Genomic DNA, 17078 nt, shown 5'->3' on the forward strand with positions numbered 1-17078 from the left:
CTGCGCCGCTCGCGGGCGGTTAGCTCAGCGGTAGAGCACTGCCTTCACACGGCAGGAGTCATAGGTTCGATCCCTATACCGCCCACCAAAATCAATTGGTCGTAATCCTTATCTCTTGGTTTTTTGTCAAGGTAGGCGTCGAGAGCCGCCGTAACCACTCGACCGCCAGCGCGCGCGTTGCCGCGGTGTTGGCTGCCAGCAATGGCCCTTTGCGGATGGCGTGGCTGAACACACCCTCGAAAAACAGCAGCGCGGTCTCGCCGCGCCGTGCAGCGGCGCTGTGGCGCATGGTGTCACGCGAGCCGGCGCTGACGCTGGGCTTGATCACCAAGTCGGCGTGCGGCCACGCGGCGTGTGCGGCGATCGTTTGACGATGGCGAGGCCAACTCGGCGTCCCATGCCAGCGTGCGGTAATCGAAGCCATTGACCATGTTGGGCTTGACGATAGCGAAATAAGGCGACACGTCGAAGTCGCGTGGCACGAACAGGCTGTGGTGGCGGATACGCAACAGCTCGCGCACGCAATCGACGCAGGCGCCAGACGCATCGGGAATGCTGGTGATCAGCGGCAGGATCGGAAAATGCGCCGACTGGAATGCTTCGGCGATCAGCGACGAGCAGATGGCGCGCGTCGGGTCGCCACTGCCCAGTGCCAGCATGCGGCGGCGCCAGCGCGAGAGTACCGGTGGCGTGGGGAGCAGGTAGCGGGCCAGATCGAAGACATTCTTGAGATCGTAGCGATCGCCGATGCGCAAGCAGACGTAGTCCACCACCCGGGCGGCGTCTGCTGAGGTCAGGCCGATCGGCCTACACAGCCTCACATGCAAGCCCTTAAAGGCGTCCAGTCCGACCACGTGCACGCCCGCCTCGGTGTCGGCCTCGACGAAGGCCGGCTTGGGAGCAGCGCCTAGCTGCGACGGTCGCGTACCGATGCAGATGGCTGCATGCGACCAGGTCGACTGGCTCAGGTATTTGATCGCCGTGCTGATGCGTCGGTTACCCTCCACCAGCAACACGTCACCCGGTTGCAGCAGTTGTCGCAGCGCGGACAGGTCGGCGGGCGGATGCGGATAGGGTCCTCGGGTGGGCTGGTTGAGGTACCTCGCCAGCCAGCGGCCGACCACGCGCAGTAGGTTGTTCATGTGCCAGCCCAGGCGATGGATCGCACGCGTGATCCTTGCCGCAAGGCTTCATGATTGCCCCCATTTCCATCCGTAGATGCGCAGCGATAGGCAAAGATCCGGCGCGTCGCTCGAATATGGCCCCTCGCGGGCAGGCCGCTCATGCCAGGCCCCAAGTGCCCACGCCGCTTTCGCGGCCGTTCACGGCATGTTCGAACCATCGGTGTGCTCCGGGCGCGCATTGATCGGGTAACTGTTCGCCGGTTCGCGCAGCGGCTGCCACAGCATGCGGTCGAGACGAAGCTCGCGCGGATCCCGAAACTGGTTGATGCCGATCGTCATGTTCGCGTGGCCATCATGCGGCTGAGCGCAATATGTGCCGAACAGGCGGTCCCAGCAGGATAGGTTGAAACCAAAGTTGGAGTTGGTTTCGTGCGGCAGCCACGAGTGGTGCACACGGTGCATGTCCGGCGTCACTAGCAGCAGGCGCAGCATGCCATCCAGCCACGCTGGCATGCGGACGTTGCCGTGGTTGAACATCGAAGTGGCGTTGAGCAATACCTCGAACATCAGCACCGCCACCGCAGGCGCGCCCAGCGCCGCGACCACCGCCAGCTTGATGCCTAGCGAGAGCAGGATTTCTAGCGGATGGAAGCGCGCACCGCTGGTGACATCCAGTTCCAGGTCGGTGTGATGCATGCGATGCAGCCGCCACAACGCCGGTACCGCGTGGAATAGCACGTGCTGCAGATAGATGGCCAAATCCAGCAGCACGATCGAACCGATTACCGCCAGCCACGTCGGCGCTTGCACGGTTGGCCACAGTCCCCAGCCCCGTTGCGTCGCAAGCACCGCCACCGCCACTGCAGTGGCTGGCACCAGCAGCCGCACCAGCAACGCATCGACGACCACCACGCCCAGGTTGCCGGGCCAGCGCCGGCGACGGCCGAGCGGCTGTGACCGCCGCGGCGCGGCCAGCTCCCAAAGAGCCATCACGACGAACACCAGGGCGAACGCGCCGAACCGGATCAATGATGCGTGCTGGAGCAGCGATGCAGACATGGGGATTGTTTTGACCTTGTTGCCTGGTGATTTGCAGCTCTGGCGCTGTATCCGGTGTCCGCCACGCGTCTGAGCGATGCGGAGATCATTGCCGTGATTTATGCCTGTTCGCAGCAGCCAGCCACATCCTCGTTATCCGGTCGCACATCCGATCCGAGCGCTTGACGGTTGACGAAGTCGCAGAAAGGAATCGGACAAGCATGAATCCAACCTCTGAAGATCAGTCCGTAGACCGGGCATCCTGTCGCAGTTTGAAAACAAGCAGGCGCGGTTGATCTTCGTCGCCTTTGTCACGACATGCGCTTGAGTGCTCGTTGCTGCGGCACAACTCATCTGTGCCGCAGCGGTTCTTCAAATCGTTCGGAACTTGGTGGTCATGCATCTGAAGCGTCTCCATGGCCCGCAGGTGCTCAGTGCTGCTGTGCCTGTGTGCCGGGCCTGAACTCGGTCCGCAGCGCTGGCCAGCCAAACAGGTCGCTGAGCAGATTGTTGGGCGTCGATGCCGCGCGTTGACCGACCCAACCCAGCATCGCGCCGTAAACCAGGTGGGCGAGGTAAACGGTCAGAGGAAACTTCACCGGTGCGAACTCGTGTCCGAAGATGCCCACGCCAAGCAGATTCATCACCGGGCTGAGCATGAAGACCGTGGCAATGGCCAAGGCGTAGATCATGCCGACCCACCAGCGCTGGCGTCCGAATACCGCGTAGTAGATGAACACGAAGCCGATGCCATTCCAGAAGTGGTCGCCCCAGCCCAGCAGGTTGGACAGCCAGTCGGGGCCTTCCATGAAACGATTGGTGATCAGCACGCCGATCAGCATCGGCAGCGATCCTGGCATGCCATGAAACACGCGGAAGCCGATGATGCGCACGACTTCCATGACGATCACGCCAAGCACGCCGCCGAGCAACGCCAACCGGCCGGCCGACGCCAGACGCCGCCAGCCCATCCATGGCGCCACCACCAGAACCAGCGCGATCCAGACCAGAAGCGCAGGCAATATCAATCGCGGCGCCAACACACTCATCGTGGTGGCACCGGTTGCCGCATAGGTGAAAGCCAAGGGTGAAACCGAGGCGGCGATCAGCGCTATGGCGGTCGCCAGCGCCTCACCCATGGAAAGGTTGCGGAATTTGAACATGGCGTCTTCCTCGTTCGATCGACAGGTCAAGCGGGGCGCGCCCGATCTCATGCGCGCCCCGCGCAGGCTCACTTGGCGGCAGCCTGAGTGATCATGTCGAGCTTTTCGTCGAGCATGTTGCCCATCATGTTGAAGCCGGGACCAATCTGTTCAAGTTGCGACGAGGGCTGGAAGTAACCGATGAACGTCTTGCCGTGATCGGCCCATACGGATACGCGCACAGGAAGCGCGGCGCTGACCGCAGAATTCATCGAAAAGGCCATCTTCGCCGCTTGCGCGTTGCCGATCAGGAAACTCTCGGCGCCTTCGAGTTTCAATCCGGTCATCGACAACATACGTGCCTGATTGATGTTGCCCATGACCATCATCTGATTGCTGCTGACGGCTTCCTTGAGCGCACTGACCGTGGCGCTGAAACCTCGATGCGATTCAATCTTGATGAACTGGCTGCCTGCGGCAAAGGCGGGGGCGGCGATGGCCATGCCGGCGCCGATCGCCAGCGCGCCCAGCAGGGAAGGCATGAAACGGTTGGATGTGCTCATCGTGTTTGCTCCTGAGTGGGAAAAATTAAAATCACGCCACGGCCGGGTGGGGTCGAGCTGCGGGTATGAGGACAGAGATTCCGCGCAGCTCGCCAGGCCGTGACGCTATGTGATAGAGCTACCCACCATGGCAAAGGATTCACACCCAAATCGCGAAATCCATGCGGTCGGGCATGCACAAGCCTGTGGTAAGGGCGCTCATATCCGCGGCGATGATCGGTGCGGGCAGAGGGGTTCTGCAGGGTTCCAGGCCATGTGGCGCGGATGTGCGGTGTTCTCGGTTAAAGAGGCACTGCACTGGAAAAGCGATTGAAGATTGTGGGTGCAGACATCATGCGCGTTGCGATTCAGCAGAAAGTGACACGGACACCGACTCCGGGATTCATCCGCCGTCGCGGTAGCCGGCGATGTCCTCGTCGTCGACCTGCACACCCAGCCCGAGCGCGAGGCGGTTGACGAAATTGAAGTAGGCGGTGATCTCGCCGACGCGCAGGATCTGTGCATCATCCAGCCCTACATCGCGCAGCGCCTGCACGTGCCCCTGGCGCATGGCGGCCGGTTGCGTGGTGAGCATGCGCGCGTACAGCAGCATGGCGCGAAGGCGCAAGTCGGCCAACGTGTCCGGAGCCTCGCGAATCGCGTCGAGAATCGCCGGGTTCTTCTCGTAGCGTCGCAGCGGTTCGAGGTGGTGCGCCACGCAGTAGGCGCAGCCGTTGGCGGCCGACACGGTGACCGCGAGCGCCTCGCGCTCCCGGCGGCTGAGCGGCCCGGGCGCGAACATCAGCGCCATGTACAAGTCCAGATGGTGCTGCAGCGCTGGCGGATCGAGACTCTGCACGCTGAGGATGCGCGCCACCTTGCCACGCTGCTGCGTGATCGCCGCATAGATCGGACGCAGGCTCGCATCGGCCTTGTCTTGAGGTACTTCGTGGATCCAGCTCATCGCGCGGTCGCCTCCCCGGGCTGATCGTGGTCGAGAAAGGCCTGCCAGGCTTCGGTCAGGTTGCGCACCACCGGCACCGTCAGTGACGGATATTCGGCTGGCATGCCGCTGCGGTTGATCCAGCGCGCACACCAGCCGCTGGCGGCAGCGCCGGCGGCGTCCCATGCATTGGAGGAGTGGAACGCAATGACACCGGCGGCAGCGCCGAACGCCTTGGCCGCCGCATCGTACACGCGCGGGTCGGGCTTGTAGCGCGCCAACGCGTGCACCGAGAACACCGCATCGACGTGGTCTCGCAACTGCGCGGCATCGAGGGCCTGATCGAGCATGGTCGGCGTGGCGTTGGAAAATACGGCCACGCGCACGCCGGCGCGGCGATAGGCATCCAGCACCACGGCTACCTCCGGGTAGGCGTCGAGCGTGCGATAGGCGTCCAGCAGTTGCGTGCGTACCTGCGGATCAGCTACTCCTGCGCTGGCCAACGCGAAGTCCAGCGCATGCTGCGTCAACTGCCAGAAATCCACGTAGCGCTGCATCAGCGCGTGGGTCCAGCTGTATTCGAGCTGCTTCTGCCGCCACAGTGCAGAGATCCTCGGCGCCTCCGGGCTGATCGCGTCGGCCAGTCGCGCCACCGCCGAATGCACGTCGAACAGCGTGCCGTAGGCGTCGAACACCGCGACGACCGGACGCACCGCGCTCATCGAACGGTGCCCACCGTCGCGCGGCGACCCAGCGTGTAACGATCGTGCTCGCGCAGCAAGTACAGCGCCACGCAAGCGGCGAGCATCGGCCAGGCGGCGAAGAACAGCAGGTTCACCCCGTCTTGCGGATGCAGGTATTGCCGCCACGCGGAGAGCGTCGACGCCGCGTGCAAGGCCAACACCGCGCCGTAGCTGAAGCGCCGCGCGATACCGGCGACAAAGGCCAGCAGAAGGAGCAGCTCAAGCGTACCGAGCACGTAGAAGACCGCGCTGCCCAGTCCGCCCATGGCGTAGAAGTGCTCGAACACCCCGGCGGCATGCTGCGGGCGCAGGAACTTGTCCAGCGTCCACATCAGCATCACCAGGAACACCGAAAGCCTCAGCAGAAGCAGCGAGACAGCCAAGCGTTCGTTGTCGGTCATCGAAGGAGCCTCTTTGCGGCAGGTGCGGCGCTGGTCGCTCAGCAGGTTGCCCAGCTGCCGGGCGGACGGGCCGTGGCGAGCGCGGTGTTGAGGTTACTGTGGACGGGTCCACGCCTCGTCGGCGAATTCCTGGTTCACGGTGGTGCCGGTGAGATGGTTGGCATAGTTGCTGAGCGTCTTCATGGTGACGCCCAGCACCACTTCGAGCGCCTGGCGCGGGGTGTAGCCGGCCGCCAGGAATGCCTCCAGCGGCGCGCCGGTCACCCATCCGCGTTCCTGCACCATGGCGCGGGTGAACGCGGCAAGCGCCTGCAGTTTCGGATCGGGCAGCGTGCCGCGTGCGCGCAGCGCGTCGACCACCGCATCGGGTGCCTTGGCCATCTTGCGTGCCATCATCGAGTGCACCGCCACGCAGAACTCGCAGCCGTTCTCGGCGCTGGCGGCGAGCATGATCACCTGGCGCTCGACCGGGTTGAAAGAGGTCTTGTCGAAGTGGGCCGAGAGGTCGAAATACGCGTCCAGCACGGTTGGCGCCTCGGCCATGTGTGCGTAGAGGTTGGGCACGAAGCCGATGCGATCCTTGCCAGCCTGAAGTTTGGCGCGGGCGGCCTCCGGAGCGGATTCAAGGGTGTGTTGCGGGAAGTGGCTCATAGCGAGTGCTCCTTGGGGATGGGGGAAGTGATCAGAATTGTGGGCGAGCACTTCTGATGCGACCATGTCCGCAGCGCGTGCATACTTGCCCGATCGTCTTGATCTGGAGACCGCGTGGACCCGCTGAGCGAATTGATGCGCCACCTGCATCTTCAGACGCGGTTGTTCCACCGCAGTACCCACTGCGGCCGCTGGGAGGTGGACGCCGAGTACGAGCGCAAAGCCATGTTTCACCTCGTGGCCAGTGGGCAATGCCTGCTGCGGACGACCGGCGCCGCGGTCGACGCCGAATTGCATGCGGGCGATGCAGTGATCTTCACGGCACCATGCGACCACGTGCTGGTGTCGATGCCGGGCGCACAGGCTGCCGATGCCACGTTGCTGCTATGCGGCTATTTCGAATTCGACTCGCCGCTGTCGGCGGTGTTGTTGGCGTCGCTGCCGACATCACTGCTGCTACGTGGCGCGTCCGTGGAGGACCGGAGCATGGCGGCGGGCACGCCGGCATCGCTGCTCGGCCTGATCGTCGCCGAGGCGGAGAACCAGGCTCCTGGCTCGACCGCGCTGATGGACAAGCTTTCGGATGCGCTGTTCATGTATGCGGTGCGCCAGTGCCTGGCCGACGGCAGCGTGCAACGCGGCCTGCTGCAGGGGTTGTCCGATCCGCACGTCGGCCCTGCGCTGCTGGCGATACACCATCAGCCGGGTCGAGTCTGGACGGTAGCCAACCTCGCCGGCCACGGCCATCTCTCGCGTGCGGCCTTTGCACGGCGCTTCGCCCACTCGGTGGGTATCACGCCGAAGGACTATCTCACCCGCCTACGCATGCAATTGGCGAAATCGGCACTGACCGAGCGCGGAATCAGCGTGGTCGAAGCGGCGGCACTGATCGGCTACGCCACCGAGGCGGCATTTAGTCGTGCCTTCAAGCGTATCTACGGTTGTTCGCCGGGCGCGGCACGAATGCGCTGAAACGGCGTTGAATCCTTTGGCATGTACGCCTGCTCTATACGAGTGCGGGCGTTGCACGGCAGCCAGAAATTTGTGGCCATTCCCACGCATTCCCGGGTCGTGAATTCCAGCCTTCCGGATCTGCTGCGCGCGTCCTCACCCATCGTGGATCGACTGACTGCGCTGGTTCGGCCCGGACATTCGACTCGCGATGAGCCGGCCTGATCTGACCGATGCGGCTTCCAACATTTAGAGCGAGGTTCTCTTGATGTCATTCCGTCCTGTTGCCACCCATGTCAATAACGCCCCCGTTGCTGTCTCCCAGTGCCGCACGCACGAAGAAACACCGCTGACCGACGACGCCCCCGCAGTGGCCGCCATGGTGGATTTTCACTGGGTCTGCCCAGTCACGGTTGCGCCGGAACAAAAAATCGATGTCGCCCTTCAGAACATGGTCGGTGCGCGTGTCCGCACGCTGCTGGTCATGACCGAAGGGCGCATGATCGGGCTGGTCACGGCCTACGATATTCAAGGCCAGAAGCCACTTCAGTTTTTGCGGGGCTCCGACTGCCCTCATCCGAAATGCCGGCACGAGGACATCGAGGTGGCGGACATCATGACCCCCATGGAAAGCTTGCCGACCCTGCGGCTTGAAGATGTCCGCAAAGCACGGATGAGCGATCTCCTGGAGGTTTTTCGCGAGACTCGGCAAACCCATCTCCTGGTCACGGATCGGCAAGATGATGAGCACACGATGATTCGCGGATTGTTCTCTCGAACCGAGATCGAGCGAAGGCTTGGTATCCCACAGGCCCATGCTTCGGCTGCCCTGATCGAGATGGAGACGGCGATGTTCCCCTTGTCTATGGAGCAGGGTCGATAGCGCTTGCGATGGGTACCACACGCTTATCGAACGGCATCGCGGTGCAGCCCGATGTAGGCCTGTCCTACGTATCGGCACACCAGCATCAGGGCACAGATTTCGACCGCGGCGCCTGAGTGGCCGTGACGGGCATTCGCCTGCCGCAGCTCTGGCACCACGTATTCTTCAGTTTCCAGGCGGGCGCGGCGATGCCGCGTCCGGTTGCCTTGTCGAAGTCGATCGGCGGCATGAATCCTTTTTGCCATTGGGCAACTCACTAAAGAGTGACATGTTCTTTCATGTCACCAGTCACGATACCCTGAGGACGCCATGCGACACGATCCCCAATTACTCGAATCGGCTCGCTTGGGCGATAGCGTGGCGGTCGAGAAGCTGTTGGCGCAATGTCGCCCCAGCCTGCACCGCATCGCGCAGTCGCAATGCTCCAGCAGTGTCGATCCGGACGATGCGGTGCAGGAATCGCTGCTGCTGATCTACCGCCGCATCGGTGCATTGCGCACAGTGACCGCCTTCCCAGCCTGGGTATTCTCGATCGTGCGACACGAGTGCCATCGCCTGTGGCGGAGCATGCATGACGAGAAGGCCACCGAGAACGAGAACCTGCCTGGGCTGATCTACAGCGACCGTTTCGAACTGCGCAGTGATCTCGCCGCCGCGATCCAATCGCTGCCGGAGAAATACCGCGAGGCCATCATCTTGCGCGATTTCGAGGAGTTCTCGATCAGCGAGATCGCCGACCAGCTGCTGCTGACCCGCGAGGCGGTCAAGAGCCGCATCCACCGTGGCCGACAGATGGTGCGGGAGTATCTAAAGGATTGATCGGTCGCTGATGCCAGCAGGCCTGGCCCTGAGCCGCGGAAATACATGACAGGACCATCGCTCATGGGAAGAGATCCATGGCTGTTTATCTCTACACACCATGATTGGCGGTTATGTCGCCACGGTTGCGCTATCGATGCCGATTCGGATGACCGGCGCTGGTCTGTTCGGTATGAAGATGGGCATGAAGGCGTCGGTGGCGATCATGGCGCTGCACCTGATCTAGGGTGCCGCACTACCTTCGTAAGCGGCCCCCGTGCGCTCGACCGCCGCGGCCTGACGTCCCGTATCGATCCATGACGGTGTCGCGAGTTGGCGACGCTGTTGCTTTTTCGGCCCACCATGCGTCCACCAAGGCCTGTTGTGTATGAAGAAAAGCACCACGCTCCTGCGCTGGTTGATCGTCATGGCACTGCTCGGCGCGGTCGTCGCGTTCTTCGCGATGGGCTGGCAGCACCGGTTCACGCTGGAGGCGCTGAAGGCCAGCCAGCAGGCGCTGGACGGCTACCGGCAGGCACATCCGTGGCGGCTTGCCGGAGGCTTCTTTGCACTGTACGTGATGGTTACTGCGCTATCGCTGCCCGCCGCCACGCTGCTGACTCTGGCCGGTGGGGCGGTGTTCGGCTTGCTCGAAGGCACGCTGCTGGTGTCGTTCGCCTCCAGCGTCGGCGCCACACTGGCGTTCCTGGCCAGCCGGTTCGTGCTGCGCGATGCCGTGCAGCAGCGCTTCGGCAAGCGTCTGCAGGTGATCAATGAAGGCATGCAGCGTGAGGGGGCGTTCTACCTGTTCACGCTGCGGCTGGTGCCGGTGATCCCGTTCTTCGTGGTTAACCTGCTGATGGGCCTGACCACGCTGCCGGTGCGGACGTTCTACGCAATCAGCCAGCTCGGCATGCTGGCGGCCACGGTGGTGTTCGTGAACGCCGGCACCCAACTGGCCAGCCTGCACTCGCTGTTGGGCATCCTGTCGCCGCGGATCATCGGTTCCTTCGCGCTGCTCGGGGTGTTCCCGCTGATTGCACGCTGGGTTGTGGCCCGAGGCGAAGCGCGGCAGCTGTACGCGCGCTGGCCGAAGCCGAAGCGCTTCGACCGCAACCTCGTGGTGATCGGCGCCGGCTCGGCCGGGTTGGTCAGCGCGTACATTGCCGCCACGGTGCGTGCCAAGGTCACCCTGATCGAGCAGCACCAAATGGGCGGCGATTGCCTCAATACCGGCTGTGTGCCGTCGAAGGCACTCATCCACGCGGCGCGACTGGCGGTGCAGGCGCGCTCGGCGGGCGCTGCGGGCGTCCATGTCGGCGAAGTCCGGGTGGACTTTCGCGCCGCGATGGAGCACGTGCAGCGCGCCGTGGAGACAGTGGCGCCGCACGATTCGGTAGAGCGCTATCGCGCCATGGGCGTGGACGTGCAGCGTGGCCACGCACGCATCGTCTCGCCGTGGGTGGTGGAGGTGGACGGCAAGCCGATCTCCACACGCGCCATCGTGATCGCCAGCGGTGCGGAGCCGCGCGTTCCGTCGATCCCTGGGCTGGCCGAATCTGGCTACCTCACGTCCGATACCCTGTGGCAGTTGCGCGAGCGCCCCGGCCGACTGCTGGTGCTCGGCGGCGGGCCGATCGGTTGCGAGCTGGCGCAGGCGTTCGCTCGACTCGGCTCGCGGGTGACCCAGGTGCAGCGTCACGCGCGGTTGCTGGAGCGCGAGGACGACGAGGTCTCGGCCTTCGTCCGCGCTCGCCTGAGTGCTGATGGGGTCACCGTGCACACCGGCTGCCGGAGCGTGGCGATCGAGCGCGACGGCGGAGAGAAAGTGCTGGTCTGCGAGATCGGTGCCGAACGCCTGCGCCAGCCCTTCGACACCCTGCTGGTTGCCGTGGGACGGCAGCCGCGTATCGCGGGTTTCGGGCTGGACGAGCTGGGCATTCCCGCCACCGGCACGGTCGACACCGACGCCTACCTTGCCACGCTGTACCCCAACATCTATGCCTGCGGCGACGTGGCCGGGCCGTACCAGTTCACCCATGTGGCGGCGCATCAGGCCTGGTACGCCGCAGTCAACGCGCTGTTTGGCCAGTTCAAGCGATTCCGTGCCGATTACAGCGTGATCCCGGCTGTCACCTTTGTCGATCCGGAAGTGGCGCGGGTCGGCCTGAACGAACGCGCGGCTAAAGCGCAGGACATCGCGTACGAAGTCACCCGCTACGACCTGGACGACCTCGACCGCGCGATTACCGAGGACCGCGCGCACGGCTTCCTCAAGGTCCTCACCGTGCCCGGCAAGGACCGCATCCTCGGCGCCACCATCGTGGGCCAGCACGCGGGCGAGATGCTGGCCGAGTTCGTGCTGGCGATGCGCCATGGGCTCGGTCTGAACAAGATCCTCGGCACCATCCACGCCTACCCGACCTGGGCCGAGGCGAACAAGTACGCGGCAGGCAACTGGAAGAAGGCGCATGCGCCGGAGCGGGTGCTCGGCTGGCTGGCCCGCTACCACGCGTGGCGGCGCGGCTGAGGCGGATGGTCGCGTCGTCGCGCGGGATCAACGATGAATCTTTTACCGTGTTGCACGCCTCTATTGGGCTGCAGGAAGACGACCCATCGTTCCGAATAAATCCAACTCTATCGAAGAGCACGTTCAATTCATGCCCAACGACTTCATCGAATCGGTACGACAGCGGACAGGCTACTGGCGTGCCTGGGGTTGCGGCACGGATCACGAGCCGTTCGCCGCCAGTCAGCCTCAGCGGGAGATCGTCCCGTGAACGCTGTTGTCTCACCACCGCAACTGTCCTTCGCCCGCAGCCTGCGCGAGCATGGCCTGAGCCTGCCGCGCACGCCACTGGAAATCCTGCAGGTCAACGTCGGCAAGCTGTGCGACCTGGCTTGCCATCACTGTCACGTCGAGGCCGGCCCCAAGCGCACCGAGATCATGCAGACGGCCACGGTGGAGCGCATCCTCGAGTTGCTCGCCGACGCGCCGCGCGTGCATACCGTCGACCTCACCGGCGGCGCGCCCGAGCTCAATCCGCATTTCCGCACCTTGGTGCGCGAAGCGCGCGCGCTGGGCAAGACCGTCATCGACCGCTGCAATCTCACCGTGCTGTTCCGCCCCGGGCAGGAGGACACCGCCGAGTTCCTGGCCGCTCAGGGCGTCAAGGTGGTCGCCTCGCTGCCGTGCTACAGCAAGGCCAACGTCGAACAGCAACGCGGCAAGCATGTGTTCGACCCCAGTCTGCGCGCCCTGCGCCAGCTCAACGCACTGGGTTACGGGCAGCCGGATTCAGGGCTTGAACTGGACCTGGTCTACAACCCGCTGGGCGCCAGCTTGCCGCCGGCGCAGGCGGGGCTGGAAGCGACCTACCGGCGAGAGCTGGCCGAGCACTTCGGCATCGTCTTCAACCGCCTGTACACCATCACGAACATGCCGATCAAGCGCTTCCTGCACCTGCTCGAACGCGAGGGCCGCCACGAGCGCTACATGCAGACCCTGCTCGATGCGTTCAACCCGCAGGCCGCGCTCGGCGTGATGTGCCGCAACCTGCTGTCGGTGAGCTGGGACGGCCAGTTGTACGACTGCGATTTCAACCAGGCGCTGGAGCTGCCGTTGGCCGGACATTCGCGCACGCTGTGGGACATCGCCGCGCTGACCGACGTCGAGCGCGGCCCGATCGCCTTTGCCAATCATTGCTATGGCTGCACCGCTGGTGCGGGCAGCTCCTGTGGAGGATCGCTGACATGAACATGACCCTGGACCATGACACCGGCACCGCGGCCGACGCGCAGCAGGCGGCCGTGCGCCAGTACTACGGCGAGACCCTCGCCTCCAGCCAGGACCTGCGCACGACCGCCTGCTGCAGCATCGAGGCGATGCCTGCGCACCTGCGCGCGATCCTGCGCCAGCTGCATCCGGAAGTGACCGAGCGCTTCTACGGTTGCGGCTCGCCGCTGCCGCCGGCGCTGGAGGGTGCGACCGTGCTGGACCTGGGCTGCGGCAGCGGGCGCGACGCTTATCTGCTGTCGAAGCTGGTGGGCGAGCAGGGCCGGGTGATCGGCATCGACATGACCGCACAGCAACTGGCCGTGGCCGAGCGCCACCGCGAATACCATGCGCAGGCCTTCGGCTACGCACGCTCCAACGTCGAGTTTCACCTCGGCGACCTGGCCGATCTGGCGGCGCTGGATATTGCCGATGCATCGGTCGACGTGGTGGTCTCCAACTGCGTGTTGAACCTGGTGCCGGACAAGCGACGCGCGTTCGCCGAGGTGTTCCGCGTGCTCAAGCCCGGCGGCGAGCTGTATTTCTCCGATGTCTACAGCGACCGGCGGTTGCCGCGGGCGCTGCTGGCCGATCCACTGCTGCTGGGCGAGTGCCTGGCTGGTGCGCTGTATCTGGAGGATTTCCGTCGCCTGCTGAGCGAGCTCGGCGTTGCCGATGCGCGCGTGTGTGCGCGCAGTCCGATCGTACTCACCGACGAGGCGATCGAACAGCGCATCGGCTTCGCGCATTTCGAGTCGATCACCTGGCGCGCCTTCAAATTGCCGCTGGAAGATCGCTGCGAGGACTACGGCCAGACCGCCACGTATCTCGGCACACTGCCGGAACATCCGCATCGCTTTGCGCTGGACGACCACCACCTGTTCGAGACCGGGCGGCCGCTACGCGTATGCGGCAACAGCGCCGATATGCTCGGCGGCAGTCGCTATGCCCCGCACTTCAGTATCAGCGGCGGCAAGAGCACCCATTTTGGGCTCTTTGACTGTACCCCGGCGGGGCGCGGCGACAAAGCGGACAAAACCTGTGGTCCTGGTTGCTGCTGATGGCCCGTAATCGCGCGCCACTGCTATCGGTCATCGTGCCGCTGGCGCCTGGCGAGACGGCAGGGGCTGCGTTGCTGGCGCAGCTTTGCGGATTGTCCGCAGACAGCGAGATCGTTCTGGTGGATGCAGGTAGTGCTGCCCTCGCGACCGTCGATGGCTGGAGTGGCGACGCCATGCTGCGCGTCCTGAGAAGCGCGCCAGGACGCGCGCGCCAGCTCAACCTCGGCGCCAACAATGCGCGCGGCCGCTGGCTGTGGTTTCTACATGCCGACACGGCGCTGGATGAAGAGGCGCTGTCGGTGTTGCGGCGCTTCATCATCACCGCGCACGGCACGCTGGGTTATTTCCAGCTGGCGTTTGCCGACGATGGCCCTGGGTTGACGCGGCTGAATGCGCTGGGAGCCAACCTGCGCGCGCAGGGACTGCGCATGCCGTTCGGCGACCAAGGGTTGGTGATCGAGCGCGAGGCGTTCCTCGCCGCAGGCGCCTATGACGAAACCATGCTACATGGCGAGGACCATCTACTGGTGTGGGCGTTGCGCGCGCGCGGCGTGCGGCTGCGCGCGTTGCCGGCCACGCTGACCACGAGCGCGCGCAAGTATGCGCGCGATGGCTGGTTACGCACCACGGCGCGGCATGTCGCACGGACCGCATGGCAGGCTTGGCACGGCTGGCGGCGTGCACGCGGGATGGCGCGACCATGAGCACCACCGCGCTGGCGATCTTCGCCAAGACCCCGGGTTTGAGTCCGGTCAAGACGCGGCTCGCCGAGCGCATCGGAACCACGGCTGCGGAGACGTTCCACCTTCGCGCGGCGGCCTGCGTGGCCGAGGTGGCAGGCAGCCTCATGCCGGCCGTGGTGCCGTATTGGGCTGTCGCCGAACAAGCGGCACTGGCGCCTACCTCGTGGCATGGTTTTCCCATGCTGTGGCAGGGCGAGGGTGAATTGGGCCCTCGCATGCGAAACGTGTACGCGGAACTGCAGCGCCACCACGGTCGCGTGCTGCTGATCGGCGTGGATATCCCGCAGGTCAGCGTCGCGCTATTGCGCACCGCGCTGGCCGCGCTGGATCAACCCGACACGCCGTTCGCACTAGGGCCAGCGTATGACGGTGGTTTCTGGTTGTTTGGCGGGCGTCTGCCGCTGCCGGGTTGGCTGTGGACCACGGTGCGTTACTCGCAAGCGGATACCGCAACGCAGTTTCTCGCGCGGCTACAGCCGCTGGGCGCGGTTGCACAGCTTGCATGCTTGCACGATGTCGATCGCGCGGAGGACCTCCTCCACGTACAGGCAGCACTGGCGGCATTGCCGCAGCCCACGGCGCAACAGTGTGCGATGCAAGCATGGCTCGCGAACGGCTGCGCCGGCACCTCGCGCTGTCGGCTGCGCAGCGAGAGGTTCCGCGCATGAGCTGTCCGATCTCCAGCAGCGGCGCGCTGGCGCTCGAATTGCCATGTGCCCCCACATCGGCGAGCCCAAACACGCATGCCGCAGTAACCCGCGAGCTGCACACGATCACACTGATCGCGTTTCTGGGGCTGCTGCTGTCGGGCTACAACAACTTCGTGGCTGCCATCGCCATGGTCGGCATCCGCCCGACGCTGCACCCGTCGCCGGCCGCGACAGGTCTTGTGCTGGCGGCAACGTTCGTGGGCATGCTACTGGGTGGTGCCACGCTGGGTCACGTCGCCGACCGTTACGGCCGCCGCGTCGCGATGCTGCTCAACATGAGCCTGATCGCATTGTTCGCGATCGCCTCGGCACTGGTCACAGACCCGACGCAACTGGTGATCATGCGCTTGCTGACCGGCGTAGGAATTGGTGCCAGTTATCCGATTGGCGCCTCCTACGTCGCCGACATGGCGCCCACGCAACATCGCGGCGCGTGGATGACGCTGGCTTTCAGTGGCTGGGGTGTCGGCGCGTTGGCGGCGGGGCTGGCAGGCTGGCTGTCCATCGAGTTGTTGCCGCTGCATCTGGCATGGCGCGTCATGCTGGCTTCCGGCGCGTTGCCCGCGCTGTTGACGTTTGTGATCGTGCTGTTGCGCGGTCTGCCGGAATCGGCGGCTTGGCGTCATGGCCGCACACTCGAGTCGCTGCCTGCGCGCAGCCTGCTGGCACCGCCGTATCGCCGGCTAACACTGGCCGCGCTGTTGCCCTGGTTTCTGATGGATCTTCCGGTGTATGGCGTCGGGCTGCTGGTGCCGACCTTACTGACACAACTACGCATTGGTGGCGCGATTACGGTGGTCATCACCACCGCGGCGCTGTCATCACTGACGCTGGTGGGCTTCGCGTTGGCCTACGCCACCATCGATCGTCTGGGACGCCGTTGCCTGCAGGTCATAGGTTTTGTCGGGATGACGGTGCTGTTCGCGCTGCTGGCACTGCAGGGCGCGCATCCGAACGTCATGCTGCTGCTGGCGCTGTTCGCTGCCGTGCAGGTATTCATCAACGCAGGACCGAATACCACCACCTGGATCGTGGCCGCCGAACTGTTCCCGACCCGATTGCGCGCGCGTGGGCAGGGCAGCGCCACGGCATTCTCGCGCCTCGGCGCCGCCAGCGGTGCTTTTTTTCTGCCGGTCATCGACGCGCATTACGGTAGCGGCGCGGCATTCGCGCTGGTGGCACTGGCCAGCCTGCTGGCTGCCGCGATCACCTGGCGGTTGCTGCCGGAAACCGCGCGTCGCGTACTGCCGCATTGAACCGGGAGCGAACTGCCAGAACGCGTCGAGCTAGCCATTCTCCATGGCTCTGAGATGTTTGGGAAACCATGGGCAATTCAAGCTCGACCCTGCCACGCACGATGTTGTGTTGCGATAGATGCTGGACAATGTGTGGCATGAATTCCGCCGCACCCATGCCGATGCCCGCTGTCGCCAGCCCTTGGCGCCTGTGCGTGGCGCCGCTGATGGATTGGACCGACGAGGTGGCATAATCCTTACTCATCTTGCGTTGTGTCGGCGTAACTGGGGATCGTGTAGCAATCTTGCGGCACTGCGGATCGCGGATCGCCTTACAG

At 64.6% G+C, this 17078-nt stretch carries 20 protein-coding genes and 1 tRNA gene; 11 read left to right on the forward strand and 10 right to left on the reverse strand.

The window, feature by feature from the left end; genetic code table 11:
* The first annotated feature begins 13 nt into the window (after window positions 1-13).
* A tRNA-Val gene (locus tag AC2VLV_RS13500) sits at window positions 14-88 on the forward strand.
* 3 nt (window positions 89-91) lie between these two features.
* On the opposite strand, the gene AC2VLV_RS13505 is transcribed toward AC2VLV_RS13500, so the two are convergent.
* The 9 genes from AC2VLV_RS13505 to AC2VLV_RS13545 all read right to left on the reverse strand — a co-directional run bounded on the left by AC2VLV_RS13505 (window position 92) and on the right by AC2VLV_RS13545 (window position 6584).
* Window positions 92-289, reverse strand: a complete 198-nt coding sequence (locus AC2VLV_RS13505) for a hypothetical protein (RefSeq protein ID WP_486990468.1) — start codon at window positions 287-289, stop codon at window positions 92-94.
* A 4-nt stretch (window positions 290-293) separates the two neighbouring features.
* Window positions 294-1142, reverse strand: a complete 849-nt coding sequence (locus AC2VLV_RS13510; RefSeq protein WP_486990469.1) for a YiiX/YebB-like N1pC/P60 family cysteine hydrolase — start codon at window positions 1140-1142, stop codon at window positions 294-296.
* 180 nt (window positions 1143-1322) lie between these two features.
* Window positions 1323-2183 (reverse strand): sterol desaturase family protein, encoded by an 861-nt coding sequence (locus AC2VLV_RS13515; RefSeq protein WP_486990470.1) that lies wholly within the window; start codon window positions 2181-2183, stop codon window positions 1323-1325.
* Between the two features lie 410 nt (window positions 2184-2593).
* Complete coding sequence (locus AC2VLV_RS13520; RefSeq protein WP_486990471.1) at window positions 2594-3325, reverse strand: hypothetical protein; 732 nt, start codon at window positions 3323-3325, stop codon at window positions 2594-2596.
* Between the two features lie 68 nt (window positions 3326-3393).
* Window positions 3394-3807, reverse strand: coding sequence for a DUF302 domain-containing protein (locus AC2VLV_RS13525; RefSeq protein ID WP_486990472.1), 414 nt, complete (start codon window positions 3805-3807; stop codon window positions 3394-3396).
* A gap of 442 nt (window positions 3808-4249) precedes the next feature.
* The gene (locus AC2VLV_RS13530; protein ID WP_486990473.1) at window positions 4250-4810 is read right to left on the reverse strand and encodes a peroxidase-related enzyme; all 561 of its coding nucleotides are present in this window, start codon (window positions 4808-4810) and stop codon (window positions 4250-4252) included.
* Complete coding sequence (locus AC2VLV_RS13535) at window positions 4807-5511, reverse strand: haloacid dehalogenase type II (protein ID WP_486990474.1); 705 nt, start codon at window positions 5509-5511, stop codon at window positions 4807-4809. The genes AC2VLV_RS13530 and AC2VLV_RS13535 overlap by 4 nt, the downstream gene beginning before the upstream one ends.
* On the reverse strand, window positions 5508-5933 hold the full coding sequence (locus AC2VLV_RS13540) for a hypothetical protein (RefSeq protein WP_486990475.1): 426 nt from the start codon (window positions 5931-5933) through the stop codon (window positions 5508-5510). The genes AC2VLV_RS13535 and AC2VLV_RS13540 overlap by 4 nt, the downstream gene beginning before the upstream one ends.
* A gap of 93 nt (window positions 5934-6026) precedes the next feature.
* A complete protein-coding gene (locus tag AC2VLV_RS13545; RefSeq protein WP_486990476.1) occupies window positions 6027-6584 on the reverse strand; it encodes a carboxymuconolactone decarboxylase family protein in 558 nt (185 codons plus the stop codon).
* Between the two features lie 114 nt (window positions 6585-6698).
* On the opposite strand from AC2VLV_RS13545, the gene AC2VLV_RS13550 reads away from it, so the two are divergent.
* From AC2VLV_RS13550 to AC2VLV_RS13595, 10 genes are all read left to right on the forward strand, one after another.
* Window positions 6699-7556 (forward strand): AraC family transcriptional regulator, encoded by an 858-nt coding sequence (locus AC2VLV_RS13550; RefSeq protein WP_486990477.1) that lies wholly within the window; start codon window positions 6699-6701, stop codon window positions 7554-7556.
* Between the two features lie 247 nt (window positions 7557-7803).
* Entirely contained in the window at window positions 7804-8418 is a 615-nt protein-coding gene (locus AC2VLV_RS13555; protein ID WP_486990478.1) for a CBS domain-containing protein, read from the forward strand.
* 309 nt (window positions 8419-8727) lie between these two features.
* Complete coding sequence (locus tag AC2VLV_RS13560; RefSeq protein WP_486990479.1) at window positions 8728-9237, forward strand: RNA polymerase sigma factor; 510 nt, start codon at window positions 8728-8730, stop codon at window positions 9235-9237.
* Between the two features lie 100 nt (window positions 9238-9337).
* Window positions 9338-9463 carry a hypothetical protein gene (locus tag AC2VLV_RS13565; RefSeq protein WP_486990480.1) on the forward strand — a complete coding sequence of 42 codons (126 nt, stop codon included), beginning with the start codon at window positions 9338-9340 and terminating at the stop codon, window positions 9461-9463.
* Between the two features lie 141 nt (window positions 9464-9604).
* The gene (locus AC2VLV_RS13570) at window positions 9605-11746 is read left to right on the forward strand and encodes an FAD-dependent oxidoreductase (RefSeq protein WP_486990481.1); all 2142 of its coding nucleotides are present in this window, start codon (window positions 9605-9607) and stop codon (window positions 11744-11746) included.
* Window positions 11747-11992: 246 nt separating this feature from the next.
* Window positions 11993-12973 (forward strand): arsenosugar biosynthesis radical SAM (seleno)protein ArsS, encoded by a 981-nt coding sequence (gene arsS, locus AC2VLV_RS13575; RefSeq protein WP_486990482.1) that lies wholly within the window; start codon window positions 11993-11995, stop codon window positions 12971-12973.
* On the forward strand, window positions 12970-14052 hold the full coding sequence (locus AC2VLV_RS13580; RefSeq protein WP_486990483.1) for a methyltransferase domain-containing protein: 1083 nt from the start codon (window positions 12970-12972) through the stop codon (window positions 14050-14052). Before arsS ends, AC2VLV_RS13580 begins: the two co-directional genes overlap by 4 nt.
* The gene (locus AC2VLV_RS13585; RefSeq protein ID WP_486990487.1) at window positions 14052-14756 is read left to right on the forward strand and encodes a glycosyltransferase; all 705 of its coding nucleotides are present in this window, start codon (window positions 14052-14054) and stop codon (window positions 14754-14756) included. Before AC2VLV_RS13580 ends, AC2VLV_RS13585 begins: the two co-directional genes overlap by 1 nt.
* A complete protein-coding gene (locus tag AC2VLV_RS13590; RefSeq protein ID WP_486990484.1) occupies window positions 14753-15463 on the forward strand; it encodes a TIGR04282 family arsenosugar biosynthesis glycosyltransferase in 711 nt (236 codons plus the stop codon). The genes AC2VLV_RS13585 and AC2VLV_RS13590 overlap by 4 nt, the downstream gene beginning before the upstream one ends.
* Window positions 15460-16761 (forward strand): MFS transporter, encoded by a 1302-nt coding sequence (locus AC2VLV_RS13595; RefSeq protein WP_486990485.1) that lies wholly within the window; start codon window positions 15460-15462, stop codon window positions 16759-16761. Before AC2VLV_RS13590 ends, AC2VLV_RS13595 begins: the two co-directional genes overlap by 4 nt.
* Here the strand turns inward: AC2VLV_RS13595 and AC2VLV_RS13600 are convergent.
* Window positions 16712-17078 (reverse strand): hypothetical protein (locus AC2VLV_RS13600; RefSeq protein ID WP_486990486.1); only part of this gene is annotated, 367 nt, incomplete at its 5' end. The genes AC2VLV_RS13595 and AC2VLV_RS13600 overlap by 50 nt on opposite strands.

Source organism: Thiomonas sp. TH-17, from assembly GCF_057473305.1.

Bases quoted from the DNA above. Each gene is read 5' to 3' on its own strand.
- AC2VLV_RS13505 (WP_486990468.1), bottom strand. From the start codon at position 289: ATGCGCCACAGCGCCGCTGCACGGCGCGGCGAGACCGCGCTGCTGTTT.
- AC2VLV_RS13510 (WP_486990469.1), bottom strand. From the start codon at position 1,142: ATGAACAACCTACTGCGCGTGGTCGGCCGCTGGCTGGCGAGGTACCTC.
- AC2VLV_RS13515 (WP_486990470.1), bottom strand. From the start codon at position 2,183: ATGTCTGCATCGCTGCTCCAGCACGCATCATTGATCCGGTTCGGCGCG.
- AC2VLV_RS13520 (WP_486990471.1), bottom strand. From the start codon at position 3,325: ATGTTCAAATTCCGCAACCTTTCCATGGGTGAGGCGCTGGCGACCGCC.
- AC2VLV_RS13525 (WP_486990472.1), bottom strand. From the start codon at position 3,807: ATGGCCATCGCCGCCCCCGCCTTTGCCGCAGGCAGCCAGTTCATCAAG.
- AC2VLV_RS13530 (WP_486990473.1), bottom strand. From the start codon at position 4,810: ATGAGCTGGATCCACGAAGTACCTCAAGACAAGGCCGATGCGAGCCTG.
- AC2VLV_RS13535 (WP_486990474.1), bottom strand. From the start codon at position 5,511: ATGAGCGCGGTGCGTCCGGTCGTCGCGGTGTTCGACGCCTACGGCACG.
- AC2VLV_RS13540 (WP_486990475.1), bottom strand. From the start codon at position 5,933: ATGACCGACAACGAACGCTTGGCTGTCTCGCTGCTTCTGCTGAGGCTT.
- AC2VLV_RS13545 (WP_486990476.1), bottom strand. From the start codon at position 6,584: ATGAGCCACTTCCCGCAACACACCCTTGAATCCGCTCCGGAGGCCGCC.
- AC2VLV_RS13555 (WP_486990478.1), top strand. From the start codon at position 7,804: ATGTCATTCCGTCCTGTTGCCACCCATGTCAATAACGCCCCCGTTGCT.
- AC2VLV_RS13560 (WP_486990479.1), top strand. From the start codon at position 8,728: ATGCGACACGATCCCCAATTACTCGAATCGGCTCGCTTGGGCGATAGC.
- AC2VLV_RS13565 (WP_486990480.1), top strand. From the start codon at position 9,338: ATGATTGGCGGTTATGTCGCCACGGTTGCGCTATCGATGCCGATTCGG.
- AC2VLV_RS13570 (WP_486990481.1), top strand. From the start codon at position 9,605: ATGAAGAAAAGCACCACGCTCCTGCGCTGGTTGATCGTCATGGCACTG.
- AC2VLV_RS13580 (WP_486990483.1), top strand. From the start codon at position 12,970: ATGAACATGACCCTGGACCATGACACCGGCACCGCGGCCGACGCGCAG.
- AC2VLV_RS13585 (WP_486990487.1), top strand. From the start codon at position 14,052: ATGGCCCGTAATCGCGCGCCACTGCTATCGGTCATCGTGCCGCTGGCG.
- AC2VLV_RS13590 (WP_486990484.1), top strand. From the start codon at position 14,753: ATGAGCACCACCGCGCTGGCGATCTTCGCCAAGACCCCGGGTTTGAGT.
- AC2VLV_RS13595 (WP_486990485.1), top strand. From the start codon at position 15,460: ATGAGCTGTCCGATCTCCAGCAGCGGCGCGCTGGCGCTCGAATTGCCA.